This window comes from uncultured Pseudophaeobacter sp. (genome assembly GCA_905479575.1).
Taxonomy (GTDB): domain Bacteria; phylum Pseudomonadota; class Alphaproteobacteria; order Rhodobacterales; family Rhodobacteraceae; genus Pseudophaeobacter.
In genome coordinates this window covers 90,861-107,355 of sequence record CAJQNB010000069.1, presented here as the reverse complement: position 1 = coordinate 107,355, position 16,495 = coordinate 90,861, and the positions used below count along the sequence as shown (strand labels likewise).

General features: G+C 62.1%; 17 protein-coding genes. 11 read left to right on the top strand and 6 right to left on the bottom strand.

The genetic code is table 11. From position 1 onward, the window contains the following. Positions 1 to 42 precede the first annotated feature (42 nt). Positions 43 to 798 (bottom strand): sulfite exporter TauE/SafE family protein, encoded by a 756-nt coding sequence (locus QZ268_RS17190; RefSeq protein ID WP_085819105.1) that lies wholly within the window; start codon positions 796 to 798, stop codon positions 43 to 45. A gap of 162 nt (positions 799 to 960) precedes the next feature. Between QZ268_RS17190 and mdh the strand changes: the two genes are divergently transcribed. The 11 genes from mdh (at position 961) to QZ268_RS17135 (ending at position 13,282) form a co-directional block, all read left to right on the top strand. Then, a complete protein-coding gene (mdh, locus tag QZ268_RS17185; RefSeq protein WP_085819106.1) occupies positions 961 to 1,923 on the top strand; it encodes a malate dehydrogenase in 963 nt (320 codons plus the stop codon). Positions 1,924 to 2,165: 242 nt separating this feature from the next. After that, positions 2,166 to 3,359, top strand: coding sequence for an ADP-forming succinate--CoA ligase subunit beta (gene sucC / locus QZ268_RS17180; RefSeq protein ID WP_085819107.1), 1,194 nt, complete (start codon positions 2,166 to 2,168; stop codon positions 3,357 to 3,359). A gap of 60 nt (positions 3,360 to 3,419) precedes the next feature. Next, positions 3,420 to 4,304: a succinate--CoA ligase subunit alpha gene (sucD, locus tag QZ268_RS17175; protein ID WP_085819108.1), complete on the top strand. Its 885-nt coding sequence runs from the start codon at positions 3,420 to 3,422 to the stop codon at positions 4,302 to 4,304. A gap of 126 nt (positions 4,305 to 4,430) precedes the next feature. Beyond that, positions 4,431 to 5,213, top strand: coding sequence for an alpha/beta fold hydrolase (locus QZ268_RS17170; protein WP_139837431.1), 783 nt, complete (start codon positions 4,431 to 4,433; stop codon positions 5,211 to 5,213). Between the two features lie 31 nt (positions 5,214 to 5,244). After that, a complete protein-coding gene (locus tag QZ268_RS17165; RefSeq protein ID WP_295454978.1) occupies positions 5,245 to 8,205 on the top strand; it encodes a 2-oxoglutarate dehydrogenase E1 component in 2,961 nt (986 codons plus the stop codon). A gap of 3 nt (positions 8,206 to 8,208) precedes the next feature. After that, a complete protein-coding gene (odhB, locus tag QZ268_RS17160; protein ID WP_295454977.1) occupies positions 8,209 to 9,771 on the top strand; it encodes a 2-oxoglutarate dehydrogenase complex dihydrolipoyllysine-residue succinyltransferase in 1,563 nt (520 codons plus the stop codon). Between the two features lie 57 nt (positions 9,772 to 9,828). Continuing rightward, complete coding sequence (locus tag QZ268_RS17155) at positions 9,829 to 10,398, top strand: hypothetical protein (protein WP_295454975.1); 570 nt, start codon at positions 9,829 to 9,831, stop codon at positions 10,396 to 10,398. Position 10,399: 1 nt separating this feature from the next. Further along, the gene (locus QZ268_RS17150; RefSeq protein ID WP_295454974.1) at positions 10,400 to 10,789 is read left to right on the top strand and encodes an MAPEG family protein; all 390 of its coding nucleotides are present in this window, start codon (positions 10,400 to 10,402) and stop codon (positions 10,787 to 10,789) included. 93 nt (positions 10,790 to 10,882) lie between these two features. After that, a complete protein-coding gene (gene lpdA, locus QZ268_RS17145) occupies positions 10,883 to 12,277 on the top strand; it encodes a dihydrolipoyl dehydrogenase (RefSeq protein WP_295454972.1) in 1,395 nt (464 codons plus the stop codon). A gap of 57 nt (positions 12,278 to 12,334) precedes the next feature. Next, the gene (locus QZ268_RS17140) at positions 12,335 to 12,679 is read left to right on the top strand and encodes a hypothetical protein (RefSeq protein WP_295454970.1); all 345 of its coding nucleotides are present in this window, start codon (positions 12,335 to 12,337) and stop codon (positions 12,677 to 12,679) included. Between the two features lie 294 nt (positions 12,680 to 12,973). After that, positions 12,974 to 13,282, top strand: coding sequence for an EthD family reductase (locus QZ268_RS17135; RefSeq protein ID WP_295454968.1), 309 nt, complete (start codon positions 12,974 to 12,976; stop codon positions 13,280 to 13,282). Positions 13,283 to 13,348: 66 nt separating this feature from the next. On the opposite strand, the gene QZ268_RS17130 is transcribed toward QZ268_RS17135, so the two are convergent. From QZ268_RS17130 to QZ268_RS17110, 5 genes are read right to left on the bottom strand one after another with little or no spacing between them, the layout of a single operon-like run. Continuing rightward, positions 13,349 to 13,579 carry a hypothetical protein gene (locus QZ268_RS17130; RefSeq protein ID WP_295454967.1) on the bottom strand — a complete coding sequence of 77 codons (231 nt, stop codon included), beginning with the start codon at positions 13,577 to 13,579 and terminating at the stop codon, positions 13,349 to 13,351. 3 nt (positions 13,580 to 13,582) lie between these two features. Continuing rightward, a complete protein-coding gene (locus QZ268_RS17125) occupies positions 13,583 to 14,188 on the bottom strand; it encodes a pyridoxamine 5'-phosphate oxidase family protein (protein ID WP_295454965.1) in 606 nt (201 codons plus the stop codon). Further along, positions 14,175 to 14,915: a lysophospholipid acyltransferase family protein gene (locus QZ268_RS17120; RefSeq protein WP_295454964.1), complete on the bottom strand. Its 741-nt coding sequence runs from the start codon at positions 14,913 to 14,915 to the stop codon at positions 14,175 to 14,177. The genes QZ268_RS17125 and QZ268_RS17120 overlap by 14 nt, the downstream gene beginning before the upstream one ends. Then, the gene (locus QZ268_RS17115) at positions 14,912 to 15,811 is read right to left on the bottom strand and encodes a cell division protein FtsX (protein WP_295454962.1); all 900 of its coding nucleotides are present in this window, start codon (positions 15,809 to 15,811) and stop codon (positions 14,912 to 14,914) included. Before QZ268_RS17115 ends, QZ268_RS17120 begins: the two co-directional genes overlap by 4 nt. After that, on the bottom strand, positions 15,808 to 16,485 hold the full coding sequence (locus QZ268_RS17110; protein WP_295454960.1) for an ATP-binding cassette domain-containing protein: 678 nt from the start codon (positions 16,483 to 16,485) through the stop codon (positions 15,808 to 15,810). The genes QZ268_RS17115 and QZ268_RS17110 overlap by 4 nt, the downstream gene beginning before the upstream one ends. Between the last annotated feature and the right edge of the window lie 10 nt (positions 16,486 to 16,495).

Below are 16,495 nucleotides of genomic sequence, written 5' to 3'. Positions count from 1 at the left end.
CGCCGCAACGCAGAAAATGCCACCTTCTCGGCCACCACACACCTAGGTCAGCGCATCCCAGATCAGCTTGCCGCCGGTCAATGTCAGCAAGACATAGGTCACCGCAAAGAACGCCCGTTCCGACACGATCCGATGCGCGCGCACCCCCAGCCAAGCGCCAAACACCGCGACCGGCGCCAGCACGAGGTCGATCAGCAAGGTCTCGGCGGTAAAGATGCCCAGGAACGCGTAGGGCACGAATTTCACGATATTGTAGACCCAGAAGGTCAGCACCGTCGTCGCCTGGAACGTCGTCTTGTCCAGTCGCTGCGACAACAGATAGGCGGCGGCCGGCGGGCCGCCCGCATGGCTGACGAAGCTCGTGAACCCGGCCACCACGCCGGCCAGCACCCCCGCCCAGCCAGGCAGCGGCCGTGCCGCCACCCGCATCAGCCCGGCGCGCAGCGCGATCTGCCAGCCCACGAACAGGAAACAGATCGCACCGATCAGCAACCGCAACAGATCGGCATCCGCCACCTTGTAAAGCACCGCGCCCAGCGCCACCCCCGGCACACCGCCCAGCATCAGCCGGCGCGCGTCGCGCCAGCTCCAGCGCCGCCAATACGGCCTGAGCGTCGAGACGTCGATCAGCATCAACAGCGGCAGCATGATGCCCAGCGCCTGCCCCGGCGGCACCACCAGCGCCAGAATCGACGCACCCGCAAAGGCCGCGCCCGAACCGAATCCGCCCTTGGAAATCCCGGCCATCAGCACCGCAGGCACCGCAACCGCGAAAAGGCCCAATTCGATTGCCAGCATGATTTTTGCCCGTAAACCCCTGTTTCCCGGCACTGTTAGCGCGTTTTGCCTGCCCCGGCCAGAAACAGCCCGTAAGGCCTGCATCGCGCGCCGGTCTTGCGCAGGGCGCAAATTGGGACTACCCCAAGCGCGAAAATTCCAACCGACCGGAGACAGAATCCAATGGCCAGACCCAAGATTGCCCTCATCGGCGCAGGACAGATCGGTGGCACCCTTGCCCACCTTGCCGCGCTGAAGGAACTGGGCGATGTCGTCCTGTTCGATATCGCCGAAGGCACACCCGAAGGCAAATCGCTCGACATCGCTGAATCCGGCCCCTCCGAAGGGTTCGATGCCCGCCTGAAAGGCACCCAGGACTACGCCGACATCGCTGGCGCCGACGTGTGCATCGTCACCGCCGGCGTGCCCCGCAAGCCGGGCATGAGCCGCGACGACCTTCTGGGCATCAACCTCAAGGTCATGAAATCCGTGGGCGAAGGCATCCGCGACAACGCCCCGGACGCATTCGTGATCTGCATCACCAACCCGCTCGATGCGATGGTCTGGGCGCTGCGCGAATTCTCGGGCCTGCCCCATGAAAAAGTCTGCGGCATGGCCGGTGTGCTGGACAGCGCCCGCTTCCGCCACTTCCTCAGCCTTGAATTCGACGTCTCGATGAAAGACGTCACCGCCTTCGTTCTGGGCGGTCATGGCGACACGATGGTGCCGCTGACCCGCTATTCGACGGTGGCCGGCGTGCCGCTGCCCGACCTCGTGCAGATGGGCTGGACCACGCAGGACAAACTGGACGCGATCGTGCAGCGCACCCGCGACGGCGGTGCCGAGATCGTCGGCCTGCTCAAGACCGGCTCGGCCTTCTACGCGCCCGCCACGTCGGCGATCGAGATGGCCGAAGCCTATCTCAAGGACCAGAAGCGCGTGCTGCCCTGCGCGGCCTATGTCGATGGCGCCTTCGGGCTGAACGGCTTCTATGTCGGCGTGCCCACAGTGATCGGCGCAGGCGGCATCGAGCGCATTCTCGACATCAAGATGACCAAGGACGAACAGGCCATGTTCGACAAATCCGTCGATGCGGTCAAAGGCCTGGTCAAGGCCTGCAAGGAAATCGACAGCTCGCTGGCGTAACAGCAGAGCAAGTCGGCAGCCTTTCGCGGCGCCCCTCCGGGGGCGCCGTTTTCATTCGCCGCATTGATTCTTTTCAAACATGCGGAATCCAAGATATTTTCTTTGTGATCACAGCAATAATTTGTGTGATCACAAAACCCGGAAAATTGCCCGAAATATCCACCCCATGTAAGAAAACGGTTTAAACCGGCGTCAAGCATGTGGGTATATCTGTCCTGATCGTAGCAAAACGGGACTTTTTCATGAACATCCATGAGTATCAGGCGAAGGCCCTCCTTCGCTCCTACGGCGCCCCGGTCTCGGATGGCCGCGTCGTGCTGCGCGCGGAAGAGGCCAAGACCGCCGCGGGCGAACTCGACGGCCCCCTCTGGGTGGTCAAGGCGCAGATCCACGCAGGTGGCCGCGGCAAGGGCAGCTTCAAGGAGCCCGGCGCAGGCGAAGCCGGCGGTGTCCGCCTCGCCAAGTCGGTCGAGGAAGCCGCCGAGGAAACCAAGCGCATGCTCGGCCGCACCCTCGTCACCAAGCAGACCGGCCCGGCCGGCAAGCAGGTGAACCGGATCTATATCGAAGACGGGTCCGGCATCGAAAAGGAATTCTACCTCGCGCTCCTGGTCGACCGCCAGACATCGCGCATCTCTTTCGTCGCCTCGACCGAGGGCGGCATGGATATCGAGGAAGTCGCCGAAAGCACCCCCGACAAGATCCTCAGCTTCTCGGTTGATCCCGCCACCGGCTACCAGCCGTTCCACGGCCGCCGGATCGCCTTCATGCTGGGTCTCGAGGGCGCGCAGGTCAAGCAATGCGTCAAGCTGATGGGCATCCTCTATACGCTGTTCCTCGAAAAGGACATGGAGATGCTGGAGATCAACCCGCTGATCCTGACCGACAAGGGCGACCTGAAATGCCTCGACGCGAAGATGAGCTTTGACTCCAACGCGATCTATCGTCACTCGGACATCGCCGAACTGCGCGACACGACCGAGGAAGACCCCAAGGAACTCGAAGCCTCCAAATACGATCTCAACTACATCGCCCTCGATGGCGAGATCGGCTGCATGGTGAATGGCGCAGGCCTTGCGATGGCCACGATGGACATCATCAAGCTCTACGGCGCGGAACCGGCCAACTTCCTTGACGTGGGCGGTGGCGCCACCAAGGAGAAGGTGACCGAGGCGTTCAAGATCATCACCTCGGACCCGCAGGTCAAAGGCATCCTGGTCAACATCTTCGGTGGCATCATGCGCTGCGATGTGATCGCCGAGGGCGTGATCGCCGCCGTCAAGGAAGTCGGGCTGAAAGTGCCGCTTGTGGTGCGTCTCGAAGGCACGAATGTCGAGAAGGGCAAGGAAATCATCTCGAATTCCGGCCTCGACGTCATCGCCGCCGACGACCTGAAAGACGGTGCCGAAAAGATCGTGAAGGCGGTCAAAGGCTGACCCCCCAGGGCGCGCATCCGCTGCGCGCCTTTCCCGGAATTTCCAAAGGAGAACGCCAAGATGGCAGTCCTCATCGACGAAAACACCAAGGTGATCTGTCAGGGCCTCACCGGCTCGCAGGGCACTTTCCACACCGAACAGGCCATCGCCTATGGCACAAAGATGGTCGGCGGCGTCACCCCCGGCAAGGGCGGCCAGACGCATCTTGACCTGCCGGTCTTCAACTCGGTCCACGAGGCCAAGCACCAGACGGACGCGAACGCGTCGGTCATCTACGTCCCGCCGCCCTTCGCCGCCGACTCGATCCTCGAGGCGATCGACGCCGAAATGGACGTGATCGTCTGCATCACCGAAGGCATCCCGGTCCTGGACATGATGCGCGTCAAGCGCGCGCTGGAAACCTCGAAATCCACGCTGATCGGCCCCAACTGCCCCGGCGTCATCACCCCCGACGCCTGCAAGATCGGCATCATGCCCGGCCATATCCACAAGCGTGGCAAGGTCGGCGTCGTGTCGCGCTCGGGCACGCTCACCTACGAGGCGGTCAAGCAGACCACCGATGTGGGCCTTGGCCAGTCCACCTGCGTCGGCATCGGCGGCGACCCGATCAAGGGGACTGAACATATCGACGTGCTGGAATGGTTCCTCGCCGATGACGAGACCGAGGCGATCATCATGATCGGCGAAATCGGCGGCTCCGCTGAGGAAGACGCCGCCGAGTTCCTCGCCTCCGAACGCAAGAAGGGCCGCTGGAAACCCACCGCAGGCTTCATCGCCGGGCGCACCGCCCCTCCGGGCCGCCGCATGGGCCACGCGGGCGCCATCGTCGCCGGCGGCAAGGGCGGCGCCGACGACAAGATCGAGGCGATGAAATCCGCCGGGATCACCGTCGCCGACAGCCCCGCCACCCTGGGCGAGGCCGTGCTGGCCGCGATCAAGGGCTGAACATCACCGGGGTGGGCGGCATCACCGCCCACCCTTTCGCCCCGGCGAAGCATCATGACGGGCACCTGAGCGACCATCCGGGTTTCTCTCCTGCTGCTTCATCAGACCGGTCGGAAAGGACACGCGATGACGGATCAACCCAGAACGGCCCACACCCGCGCCATGCGCGCCGCTGCGGTGTCCGTCGCCTTGTTCTTCGGCCTTCTCGCCTCGGGCGCGCAGGCACAGTCCCCCGGCCCGCTTGACGGCAAGCTGTTCGGCGGCGGCAACCGCGCGCTGGTGGTCATCCTGCACGGCGATGTCAGCAAGGGCGGCCCGGCCGATTACCACTACGATATCGCCAGGCGGATCGCCGCGCAGAACAAGGGCGCCAGCGTCTTCGCCATGTTGCGCCCCGGCTATACGGATGCGCGCGGCGGCAAATCGCCCGGCTCCCACAATGGCCGACGCGACCACTACACCAGCGCCAACAACGCCCTTGTCGCCAAGACCATCCAGGCGCTTGCCCAACAGACCGGCAACAGGCGCGTGATCGCGGTCGGCCATTCCGGCGGCGCGGCACAGCTTGGCGCGATCGCCGGCGCATATCCCGGCCTCCTCGACAGCGTGATCCTCGTCTCCTGTCCCTGCAACCTCGAAGAATGGCGCAACGCCCGCGGCAAATCGGCCTGGCGCAACAGCGTTTCGCCCCACCGCCTGATCTCCGGGATCGCCCCCGGCACCCGGATCATCGCCGCCGTCGGCACGTCCGACAACAACACTTTCCCGCAGCTTTCGCAGGCCTATATCGATGCCACCCGCGCCCGCGGCCTCCCGGCCGGTTTCGTGCCCGTCAAGGGCGCAGGCCACAGCTTCAAAGGCCTTCAGAGCACGGTTGAAAAGCTGGTGAAATCCGAACTGTCCAAATGACTGAATGCGCCCTTTCGCGCGGAGAACGACCATGACAGACCAAAGCCCCAACGACCAGTTCCATGCCTCCTCCTTCATGCAGGGGCACAATGCCGAATATCTCGAACAGCTCTATGCGCGCTACGCCAACGACCCCAACGCCGTTGACGAAGCCTGGCAGGCGTTCTTTTCGCAGCTCGGCGATGGCGACAGCGATGTGCGCAAGGAGGCCGCTGGCCCCTCATGGGCGCGCGCCGACTGGCCGCCGGTGCCCAATGACGACCTGACCAGCGCCCTTACCGGCGAATGGCCAGCCGAGATCGAAACCGCCAGGGCCGACGAGAAGATCCGCCAGAAGGCCGCCGAAACCGGCGTCGAGGTCTCGGATGAGTCTGTCAAGCGCGCAGTGCTCGATTCCGTGCGTGCGCTGATGCTGATCCGCGCCTACCGCATCCGCGGCCACCTCATCGCCGAACTGGATCCGCTTGGCCTGCGCGATCATGGCCACCGCCCCGAGCTTGACCCGAAATCCTACGGTTTCACCGAAACCGACATGGACCGCCCGATCTTCATCGACAATGTTCTGGGCCTTCAGGTCGCCTCGATCCGCCAGATCCTCGACATCGTCAAACGCACCTATTGCGGCACCTTCGCGCTGCAATACATGCATATTTCCGATCCCGAACAGGCCGCCTGGCTGAAGGAGCGGATCGAAGGCTACGACAAGGAAATCACCTTCACCCGCGAGGGGCGCAAGGCGATCCTCAACAAGCTGGTCGAGGCCGAGGGCTTCGAGAAATACCTGCATGTCAAATACATGGGCACCAAGCGTTTCGGCCTTGATGGCGGCGAAAGCCTGATTCCCGCGATGGAACAGATCATCAAGCGCGGCGGCAGCCTCGGGGTCCGGGAAATCGTCATCGGCATGCCCCACCGCGGCCGCCTCAGCGTGCTGGCCAACGTGATGGGCAAACCCTATCGCGCGATCTTCAACGAATTCCAGGGCGGCAGCTTCAAGCCCGAGGACGTGGACGGATCAGGCGACGTGAAATACCATCTCGGCGCATCCTCCGACCGCGAATTCGACGGCAACAAGGTCCACCTGACGCTGACCGCCAACCCCTCGCATCTCGAGGCGGTGAACCCCGTGGTCCTGGGCAAGGTGCGCGCCAAGCAGGACCAGCTGAGCGACAGCGAACGCACCAGCGTCCTGCCCATCCTGCTGCATGGCGACGCGGCCTTTGCCGGCCAGGGCGTCGTGGCCGAATGTTTCGGTCTCTCGGGCCTCAAGGGGCACAAGACCGGCGGCACCATGCATATCGTCGTGAACAACCAGATCGGCTTCACGACCGCGCCGCATTTCTCGCGCTCATCGCCCTATCCCACCGATATCGCGCTGATGGTCGAGGCACCCATCTTCCACGTCAATGGCGACGACCCCGAGGCCGTGGTCCACGCCGCCAAGGTCGCCACGGAATTCCGCCAGAAGTTCCAGAAGGACGTGGTGATCGACATGATCTGTTATCGCCGCTTCGGCCATAACGAGGGCGACGAGCCCATGTTCACCAACCCGGTGATGTATAACGAGATCAAGAAGCACAAGACCACGCTCAGCCTTTACACCGAACGCCTCGTCGCCGATGGCCTGATCCCCGAAGGCGAGATCGAGGACATGAAGGCCGCCTTCCAGTCCTATCTGGCCGACGAGTTCGAGGCCGGCAAGGAGTACCGTCCCAACAAGGCCGACTGGCTGGATGGCAAATGGTCCCATCTCGACCGCAAGGACGAGGATTACCAGCGCGGCGAAACCGCCATCGCGCCGGAAACCTTCCAGGAAATCGGCAGCGCGCTCACCACCGCGCCCGATGGCTTCCCGCTGCACAAGACGGTTGGCCGCCTGCTCGAGACCAAGAAGAAGATGTTCGACTCCGGCGAGGGCTTCGATTGGGCCACCGCCGAGGCGCTCGCCTTCGGCTCCCTTCAGCTCGAAGGCTACCCGGTCCGCCTCTCCGGTCAGGACAGCACCCGCGGCACCTTCAGCCAGCGCCATTCGGCCCTGATCAATCAGGACACCGAAGAGCGGTATTTTCCCCTCAACCATATCCGCGAGGGGCAGGCCCGCTACGAGGTGATCGACTCGATGCTGTCGGAATACGCGGTGCTCGGGTTCGAATATGGCTACAGCCTCGCCGAGCCCAACGCCCTGACCCTCTGGGAGGCCCAGTTCGGCGATTTCGCCAACGGCGCGCAGATCATGTTCGACCAGTTCATCAGCTCCGGTGAATCCAAGTGGCTGCGGATGTCGGGCCTCGTCTGCCTGCTGCCGCATGGCTACGAGGGCCAGGGGCCGGAACACTCCTCGGCCCGTCTCGAACGCTTCCTGACCATGTGCGGTGGCGACAACTGGATCGTGGCCAATTGCACCACCCCGGCCAATTACTTCCATATCCTGCGCCGCCAGCTGCACCGCACCTATCGCAAGCCGCTGATCATGATGACGCCCAAATCGCTCCTGCGTCACAAATTGGCAATTTCCAGGACCGAGGATTTCACCAGCGGCTCCAGCTTCCACCGCGTGCTCTGGGACGATGCGCAATACGGCAATTCCGACACGAAGCTGAAACCCGATGACAAGATCCGCCGCGTGGTGATGTGTTCGGGCAAGGTCTATTTCGACCTGCTTGAGGAACGCGACAGCCGCGGTATCGACGATGTCTACCTGATGCGGGTCGAGCAATATTACCCGTTCCCCGCCATGTCGATGGTCAAGGAACTGGAGCGCTTCAAGCAGGCCGACATGGTCTGGTGTCAGGAAGAGCCCAAGAACCAGGGCGCCTGGTCCTTCATCGAACCCAACATCGAATGGGTGCTGCAACGTATCGACGCCAAGCACACGCGCCCCACCTATGCCGGCCGTCCGGCCGCCGCCTCGCCCGCCACGGGCCTGGCTTCTCAACACAAGACACAACAAGAGGCGCTGGTCGATGCCGCGCTGACCATCGAAGGGAAATAACGCATGACCACTGAAGTTCGCGTCCCCACGCTCGGCGAATCCGTGTCCGAGGCCACCGTCGCCACCTGGTTCAAGAAGCCCGGCGATTCCGTGGCACAGGATGAAATGCTGTGCGAGCTGGAAACCGACAAGGTCACGGTCGAGGTTCCCGCCCCCGCCGCCGGCACCCTGGGCGAGATCGTCGCCGCCGAAGGCGAGACCGTGGGCGTCGATGCCCTGCTCGCCACCATCTCCGAAGGCGAAGGCGCGGCGCCCGCGCCCAAGGAGAAATCCAAGGCCGGGGATGACGGCGACAGCGCCGCCGCCGCGTCCGGCTCCGGCGACAGCGCGCCCTCGGGCGCAAGCATCGACGTGATGGTGCCCACTCTCGGCGAATCCGTCTCCGAGGCCACCGTCTCGACCTGGTTCAAGCAGGTCGGCGACACCGTCGCCCAGGACGAGATGCTCTGCGAGCTGGAAACCGACAAGGTCTCGGTCGAGGTGCCCGCCCCTGCCGCCGGCACGATCGGCGAAATCCTCGCCGCCGAAGGCGACACGGTTCAGGCCGGCGGCAAACTCGCCGTCATGACCTCGGGCGAAGGCGCAGCCCCCGCCGCGAAATCCGATGACGCGCCCGCCGCCGCCCAGTCCTCGGGCTCTGACTCCGGCTCGGGCTCCGGCAAGGATGTCGAAAACGCCCCCTCCGCCAAGAAGGCGATGGCCGAAAAGGGCCTTTCGCCCGATCAGGTGCAGGGGTCGGGCCGCGATGGCCGCGTCATGAAAGAGGACGTGGCCCGCGCCACCGCCGCTGCCACATCCGCGGCAGCCGCCAGCTCGGAGCAGCCCGCGCAATCATCGCCACGCGCCCCCGTCAGCGCCGAGGACGCCAGCCGCGAGGAACGGGTCAAGATGACCCGCCTGCGCCAGACCATCGCGCGCCGCCTCAAGGACAGCCAGAACACCGCCGCCATGCTCACCACCTATAACGAGGTGGACATGGGCGCGGTCATGGACCTGCGCAACGAATACAAGGACGAGTTCCTCAAGAAACACGGCGTCAAGCTCGGCTTCATGTCCTTCTTCACCAAGGCCTGCTGCCACGCCCTGAAAGAAGTGCCCGAAGTAAACGCTGAAATCGACGGCACCGACATCGTCTACAAGAACTACGTCAACATGGGCGTGGCCGCCGGCACCCCGACTGGCCTGGTGGTTCCCGTAATCCGCGACGCCGATGCGATGTCCTTTGCGGAAATCGAAAAGGCCATCTCGGCCAAGGGCAAACTGGCGCGCGACGGCAAACTGTCTATGGCTGACATGCAGGGCGGTACCTTCACGCTGTCCAACGGCGGCGTCTATGGCTCGCTGATGTCCTCGCCGATCCTGAACCCGCCACAGTCCGGCATCCTCGGCATGCACAAGATTCAGGACCGTCCCATGGCGATCAACGGTGAAGTGGTGATCCGCCCGATGATGTATCTGGCGCTGAGCTACGACCACCGCATCGTCGACGGCAAAGGCGCCGTGACCTTCCTGGTGCGCGTCAAGGAAGCCCTGGAAGATCCCCGCCGCCTGCTGATGGATCTGTAAAAAAACAATTGCCCCACTCTGACTTTGGAGTGGGGCATTGGATTGGGTGTTTTAGCCATGAGAGAACCTAAACAATCGTACATTCCAGGGTTTGAGCGCGTGCTCAGTGATGCAGCTGAGCTCAATACTTTCACACAGGGCCTTCGCGATGAATCTCCCCGAGCAGTCGTCCTGATCACTATGTGCGCCCTGGACAGGTTGTTGGGTAAACTCCTCAAAATTCGCCTCGACACGTCTGACATGAATAGCAAACAAAAACGAGATTTGGACGGTGCCCTAAAAAACTTCACGAGCAAAACCGCGCTTGCTCAGGGGCTCGGTCTAGTTGGAAAGACTGAGGCTGTATCTCTGATCGCATTAAACGAAATCAGAAATAAGTTTGCGCATGCATGGGATGCCAGTTTTGAAACGGATAAAATTTTCGAAGCTTGTGAAAAGCTTCCGATCACGTTTACAGACGAGCTAGAGCAAAGCGTTGATCAGTTGCGATATGATAAGTTTCGCTACACGGTGGGAGGACTGCTGCGCGATGTCATCTCTAGATGCTCCATGCTAGAGGAAACAGGCGAAGTCTTGGCGTTTTCGGATGCTCAACGCTTGCACAGACAGCACGTTAGGCCTTGGTAAAATGACCACAGAACTCACCACCCTCACACTCGCCGCGCTGCTGCAGGTCCTGCAATTCTGCGCCTTTTCCTTTACCGCCAACCAACAGGTCAGCCGCCGCGTCGCTCTTGGCCCCCGCGATGAACCCGTCACGCTGACCGGCACCGCAGGCCGTTTCAAACGGGCGATGGAAAACCACTATGAAGGCCTCGCGCTCTTTACCATCGCCTGCATCGTTATCACCCTTGGCGATCAGTCCACCGCAGTCACCCAAACCAGCGCCTGGATCTATCTGGCCGCGCGGATCGCCTATGTCCCCGCCTATGCCCTGGGGCTCTCCCCCTGGCGCTCGGTGATCTGGTTCATTGGCCTTCTGGCCACCACAACCATGTTGATCGCCGCCCTCATCTAGGCTTTCATCTTACCACAAATACCTCGGGGGAGGCCCACTCGGGCCGGGGGCAGAGCCCCCTCCCCAACACAAACCGCAAAAGGACCCTCAATAATGGCAAGCTACGACGTCATCATCATCGGTGCAGGCCCCGGCGGCTATGTCAGCGCCATCCGCTGCGCCCAGCTGGGCCTCAAAACCGCCATCGTAGAGGGCCGCGAGACCCTCGGCGGCACCTGCCTCAACATTGGCTGCATCCCCTCCAAGGCGCTGCTGCATGCTACCCATATGCTGCACGAAGCCGAACACAACTTTGGCAGCATGGGGCTCAAAGGCAAATCTCCCTCCGTCGACTGGAACCAGATGAAATCCTACAAGGAAGACGTCGTGGGCCAGAACACTGGCGGTATCGAATTCCTGATGAAAAAGAACAAAATCGACTGGCTCAAAGGCTGGGCTTCAATCCCCGCTGCTGGTCAGGTCAAGGTCGGCGATGACACCCATGAGGCCAAGAACATCGTTGTGGCCACTGGCTCTGTGCCCTCGAGCCTGCCCGGCGTCGAGGTCGACGAAAAGATCGTTGTCACCTCCACCGGCGCGCTGGATCTGCCCAAAGTGCCAAAGAAAATGGTCGTCATCGGCGCCGGCGTCATCGGGTTGGAACTTGGCTCGGTCTACGCCCGTCTCGGATCAGAAGTCACCGTTGTTGAATATATGGACGCGGTCTGCCCCGGCATGGACAAAGACGTGCAGCGCGGCTTCAAGCGTATCCTGGAAAAACAGGGTCTGACCTTTATCATGGGTGCTGCGGTGCAGGGGGTTGAGGCCTCCAAAACTAAAGCCAAGGTAAAATATGCCCTGAAGAAATCCCCCGAGACCGAGGAGGTCCTCGATGCCGATGTGGTGCTGGTTGCAACCGGGCGCAAAGCCTATGCAGATGGGCTGGGTCTGGAGGCACTGGGTGTCAAACTGACCGAGCGCGGCCAGATCGCCACCGACTCCCAGTGGCGCACCAATGTGCCTGGCATCTATGCCATTGGCGACGTGATCGAGGGCCCAATGCTGGCCCATAAAGCCGAAGATGAAGGCATGGCCGTGGCCGATGTCATTGGTGGCAAACATGGTCACGTGAACTACGGCGTTATCCCCGGTGTGGTCTACACCACCCCCGAGGTCGCCACCGTTGGCGCGACTGAGGATGCGCTCAAGGCTGAGGGTCGCAAGATCAAGGTTGGTAAGTTCAACTTCATGGCCAATGCCCGCGCCAAGGCGGTGCACCAGGCCGAAGGCGGTTTTGTCAAAATCATCACCGACAAGGAAACCGACCGTATCCTGGGCGCTGCCATCATTGGCCCCGGCGCTGGCGACTTGATCCACGAGCTCTGCGTCGCGATGGAATTTGGCGCCTCCGCCGAAGACGTCGCCCTGACCTGCCACGCCCATCCGACCTATTCGGAAGCCGTGCGCGAAGCCGCCCTGGCCTGCGGCAATGGCGCCATCCACAGCTAACTTCGCCTTTCGCGCCCCGGCATTTTTTGTCGGGGCGTTTCCTATAGGCTGTGCATTTTGAAGAAACATATTCTTTTCCCCATTGTTGCCTTGGGCCTGTTAGCAGGCTTTACCCTCGCCGCGGTCCTCTGGCCTCTGCCCAGCCGCGCCGAGCGTCTCGCCGCTCTGTTCAGCGACTATTGTCTGCCAAATCATCGCGGAGAAAACGTCGTAGCAAAGGCAGAAGCCAATCTGGTGCTTCGCAAACGTAGCCCATCCTCGTCCCAGTGGATTGATCAGGCCTCTGGTAGCTTCATCAGTATCGAGGCCAGCTACTGTACTGTGGCAACATATCACCCCTTTGCTCTGTCCGAGGCCGATGCCAAACAACTTCTGGAGCTGACCAGAAAAATCGTTTCTTAGGAATTTCCAGACCTAGCAGTCGACCCTCGGCTGTCATCCTCCGATCCAGACGTGTTTGAGCAGGGCTGGTTTGTAGGGAAGATCCAATCCCCCAAAAGGTGGGGCGTTTTCTTTAGCGCCCATCCAAACTCGGGGCAGAGTTCCAACAGCATTCTCTTCCTAACCTCCCCAACAGGCTAAGGCCCCTTAAGGCCCCTAGATCTGAACGCAGCGCAGCGTCGCAAAAACTATCACTAGGAAAGCCGCCGTATCAGTTGTCTACTGATGTCATAGAAATCCAAGGGAGGACGGCACATGGCTGTGTCACTACAAGTTATCTATCCGGTCAGCGACGGCAGTACCTTTGACCACGCCTATTATGCCGATACGCATATGCCGCTGGTTCAGGAACATATGGGGCCACATATCGACCGGGTTCTGATCACCAAGGGGCTCGCCGGTGGCCCGGATCAGCCCGCCGGGTTTCATGCCGTGGCCACAATCGTCTTTGCCGATCGGGAGGCCATGGGCGCCGCGATGAAGGTCTCAGGCCCGGTGATGGCAGATGTGGCAAATTTCACCAATATCCAGCCGCAGGTATTGATTGGTGAGGTCATCGCCTGACCCGGTCGCCCCGGAACAACACAAGCGCAGAGGCTGCTCCAAGGCGCGGCCTCTGCCCAATGGGGCTCAGCCTCCGAGGAACAGGACAGCCACGGCAAAATAGGCCAGGGTGAACGCTGCAAACAGAATGTTTTGCCCCCAGAACCGCAGCCCAAAAGGGTCCTTCAGGGTGATCCAGTCGAGAAAACATTCGCGGAACTGACGCGACCACCACAGAAGCAGCACAAAGACTGACAGGTATCCCCCCAACCAGACCATAAACGCCGTTACATCGGGCTCAGCCAGCACCTGCTCCATCGGCTACCACATGGTCTGGGCTGCCCGTGCACCCCAGGCTTGGTCATAGTCCTTGCCACCCTCTTCGCCATCGGTCTGCTCGGCCAGGATTTCGCCCATCGAGGGCAGGCCCTGGCTTTCGTCTAGACCTGTCCAGGTGCCTGCGCGCAGCAGGGCACGGGCGCATTGGCTGTAGATCTCATCAATGGCGATGACGATCACCGTGGCGGGTTGCTTGCCCTTCTTTTCGAACCGGGCGCGCAGATCCGCATCCGCCGTCACCTGAGCGGTGCCATTGACCCGCATGACATTGTTGGATCCCGGCACTAGAAACATCAGCGAAACACGCCCGTCGCGAACGATATTGCGCAGGGAATCCAACCGGTTATTGCCGCGCCAATCGGGCAGTGCCAGGGTGCCGGGATCCAGCTCCTGCACCACCGGGCCATCGTCGCCGCGCGGGCTGTCATCGGTGCCCTCCGGCCCCACGGTGGTCAACATGCACAGCTTGGAGGCCATGATCCATTGGCGATAGAGCGGCGTCATCCGGCGCGCCACCTTGCGCAACGAAGGCCCCCCCGGCGTGCCATAAAGCGCCTCCAGGTCGTCAATCGTTTTAAGATACTGCATCTGGATCAAATCCCAATTCCCGCATCAATGCGTCCGATTTCTCTTCTACCCGCGTCTCCAGAGTGTCCATGAACTCCTTGCGGTCCAGGCCTGGCTCGATCTGGTCAAGGAATTCCACCACCGCCACGCCGGGTTTGCGCAGGATGCCGGTGCGCGGCCAAAGCACACCAACATTGGTGGCCACTGGCACACAGGGCTGGCCCAGCTGCTCATACAGCACCCCGGTGCCAACCTTGTAATCCGCCTTGACGCCCGGCGCGACGCGGGTGCCTTGTGAATAGATGATCAACTGGCCTGCCTCCTGGTGGCCTGCCCTGACGTCCTGCACCATCTTGTCGATGGCCGCGCCGCGCTTGCCGCGATCCACCGCGACACAATCCAGCAGCTTGGCATATTGGCCAATTACGGGGGTGCGCAGGATCTCTTTTTTCATGATGAACTTGGCTGTGGGCAGCGCGGTAAAGATCATCATGATGTCCAGAAACGACTGGTGTTTTGCGGCAATCAGCACCTCACCCGATGGCGGCGTGCCGCGCACTTCACAGCGAATGCCCACCATGAAACGTGCCGTCCAGAACACCCAGCGCGAATAGCTTTTGCAGCAGGCCCGGGCGCCGCGTTTGCTAAAGATCGCCCAGGGCGCAAACATCAGGCCAAAGATTGGCATCATGAAATAGATCTGAAACACAAAGAGAAAGGACCGCAGCCACTGAATTGCAAATGTCACGTCAAATCTCCCAAACGTTTATTGGCGGCGCGGGTGGTGGCGGCAAAGGCGACCAAGGCCCCCAAAGGCGGGATCAACAGTGGCAGCACCCAGGCCCAGCCCTGAAACCCAAGCCCGGTCAAAAACCCACCCTCATTCGAGGCACTTGGCATCAGCCAGACCCCGATCATACCCAGGCCAACGCCAACCGCAGCCCCGCCAAGGGCGCGCAGGGTAAAGCGGCGCACAAAGGCATGGGCAATATAGCTGTCCAGCGCCCCGACCAGCCGCAGCACTTCGATCACCTGCGCATTGGCGGCAAGCGCGGCATTGGCCGCCAGCGTGATCATCGCCGCCGTGGCGCCGGCAATCAGCAAAATGGAGACCGCTCCCAAACGGCGCAGGGCGCGGGCGGCATCCACCAACGGCGCGCGCCAGCGGGTATGGTCATCCAGCACCGCCCCCGGCACCTCGGCCTGCAGGCGCAGGCGCAGCCCGGTGCCGTCATAGCCGGGATCGCCTTCGATCACCTCGATCAGTTGCGGCACCGGCAGGCTGTCGATGGCCAGAGAGGATCCAAACCAGGGGGACAGCAGCTCAGCCTGTTCTTCGGCGCTAAAGGCACGGGCCGAGGCCACCCCAGGGGTTTGGCGCAAAATTGTCAGTGCCGCTTCGGTCTGGGCCAGACTCTGCTCGGCAGGGGCATTGATCCGCAGGGTGGCGGCGCGGGCCAGCTCATCCGCCCAGCGATTGGCCAGCCGTCCCGAGGCCAGCGACAGCGCCAGGGCAAACACCGCCAGAAACGCCATCGCGCCTGAGACAAACAGGGTCAGCTGGGCGGTAAACCCGCTGGGCGGCACCACCCGGTCCGCCTGAGCATCGCCCATGATGAGTTTACGCAACCGTCCTTCGCTCATAGGTCTGCCCCCGCTTGGATCAGCTGTTTGGCCGAGATCCGCAGCACCCGCGCCTGCACCTGTTTCTTGGCAGCCCGGATCAGAGCCATATCATGGGTCGCCACCAGAATGGTTTTGCCCATCCGGTTGAGTTCGACCAGCAACTGCAAAAGCCGCTGTGACATCTCCCAGTCGACGTTGCCGGTGGGCTCATCCGCGATAATCACATCCGGCGACAGGATCACCGACCGTGCAAGCGCCGCCCGCTGTCGCTCACCGCCCGACAGTTCCGGCGGAAGCGCATCGGCGCGCTGGGACAGGCCAACCCAGGTCAGCAATTCGCGCAGGTTGGCCTCTTCCTGGGACAGATCCTTGCCGGCAACAATCAGCGGCAGGGCAATGTTTTCGATCACCGCAAGGTGGTCCAGAAACCGGCAGTCCTGATGCACTACCCCGACACGACGCCGCAAATGCGCCATCTGATCCCGGTCCAGCCCCTGTACATCCATGTTAAAGGCTCGCACCCGCCCCAAGGTCGGCGTCAGCGCCCCATAGCAGAGTTTCAACAGCGTGGTCTTGCCTGCGCCCGACGGCCCGGTCAGGAAATGAAAAGACCCCGGAGCCAGCTTTACCGAGACATCGCTCAGCAACTCCCCGCCTCCGTAGTTGTAGCCAACGTTTTCCAGCTCTATCACGACTGTCCCC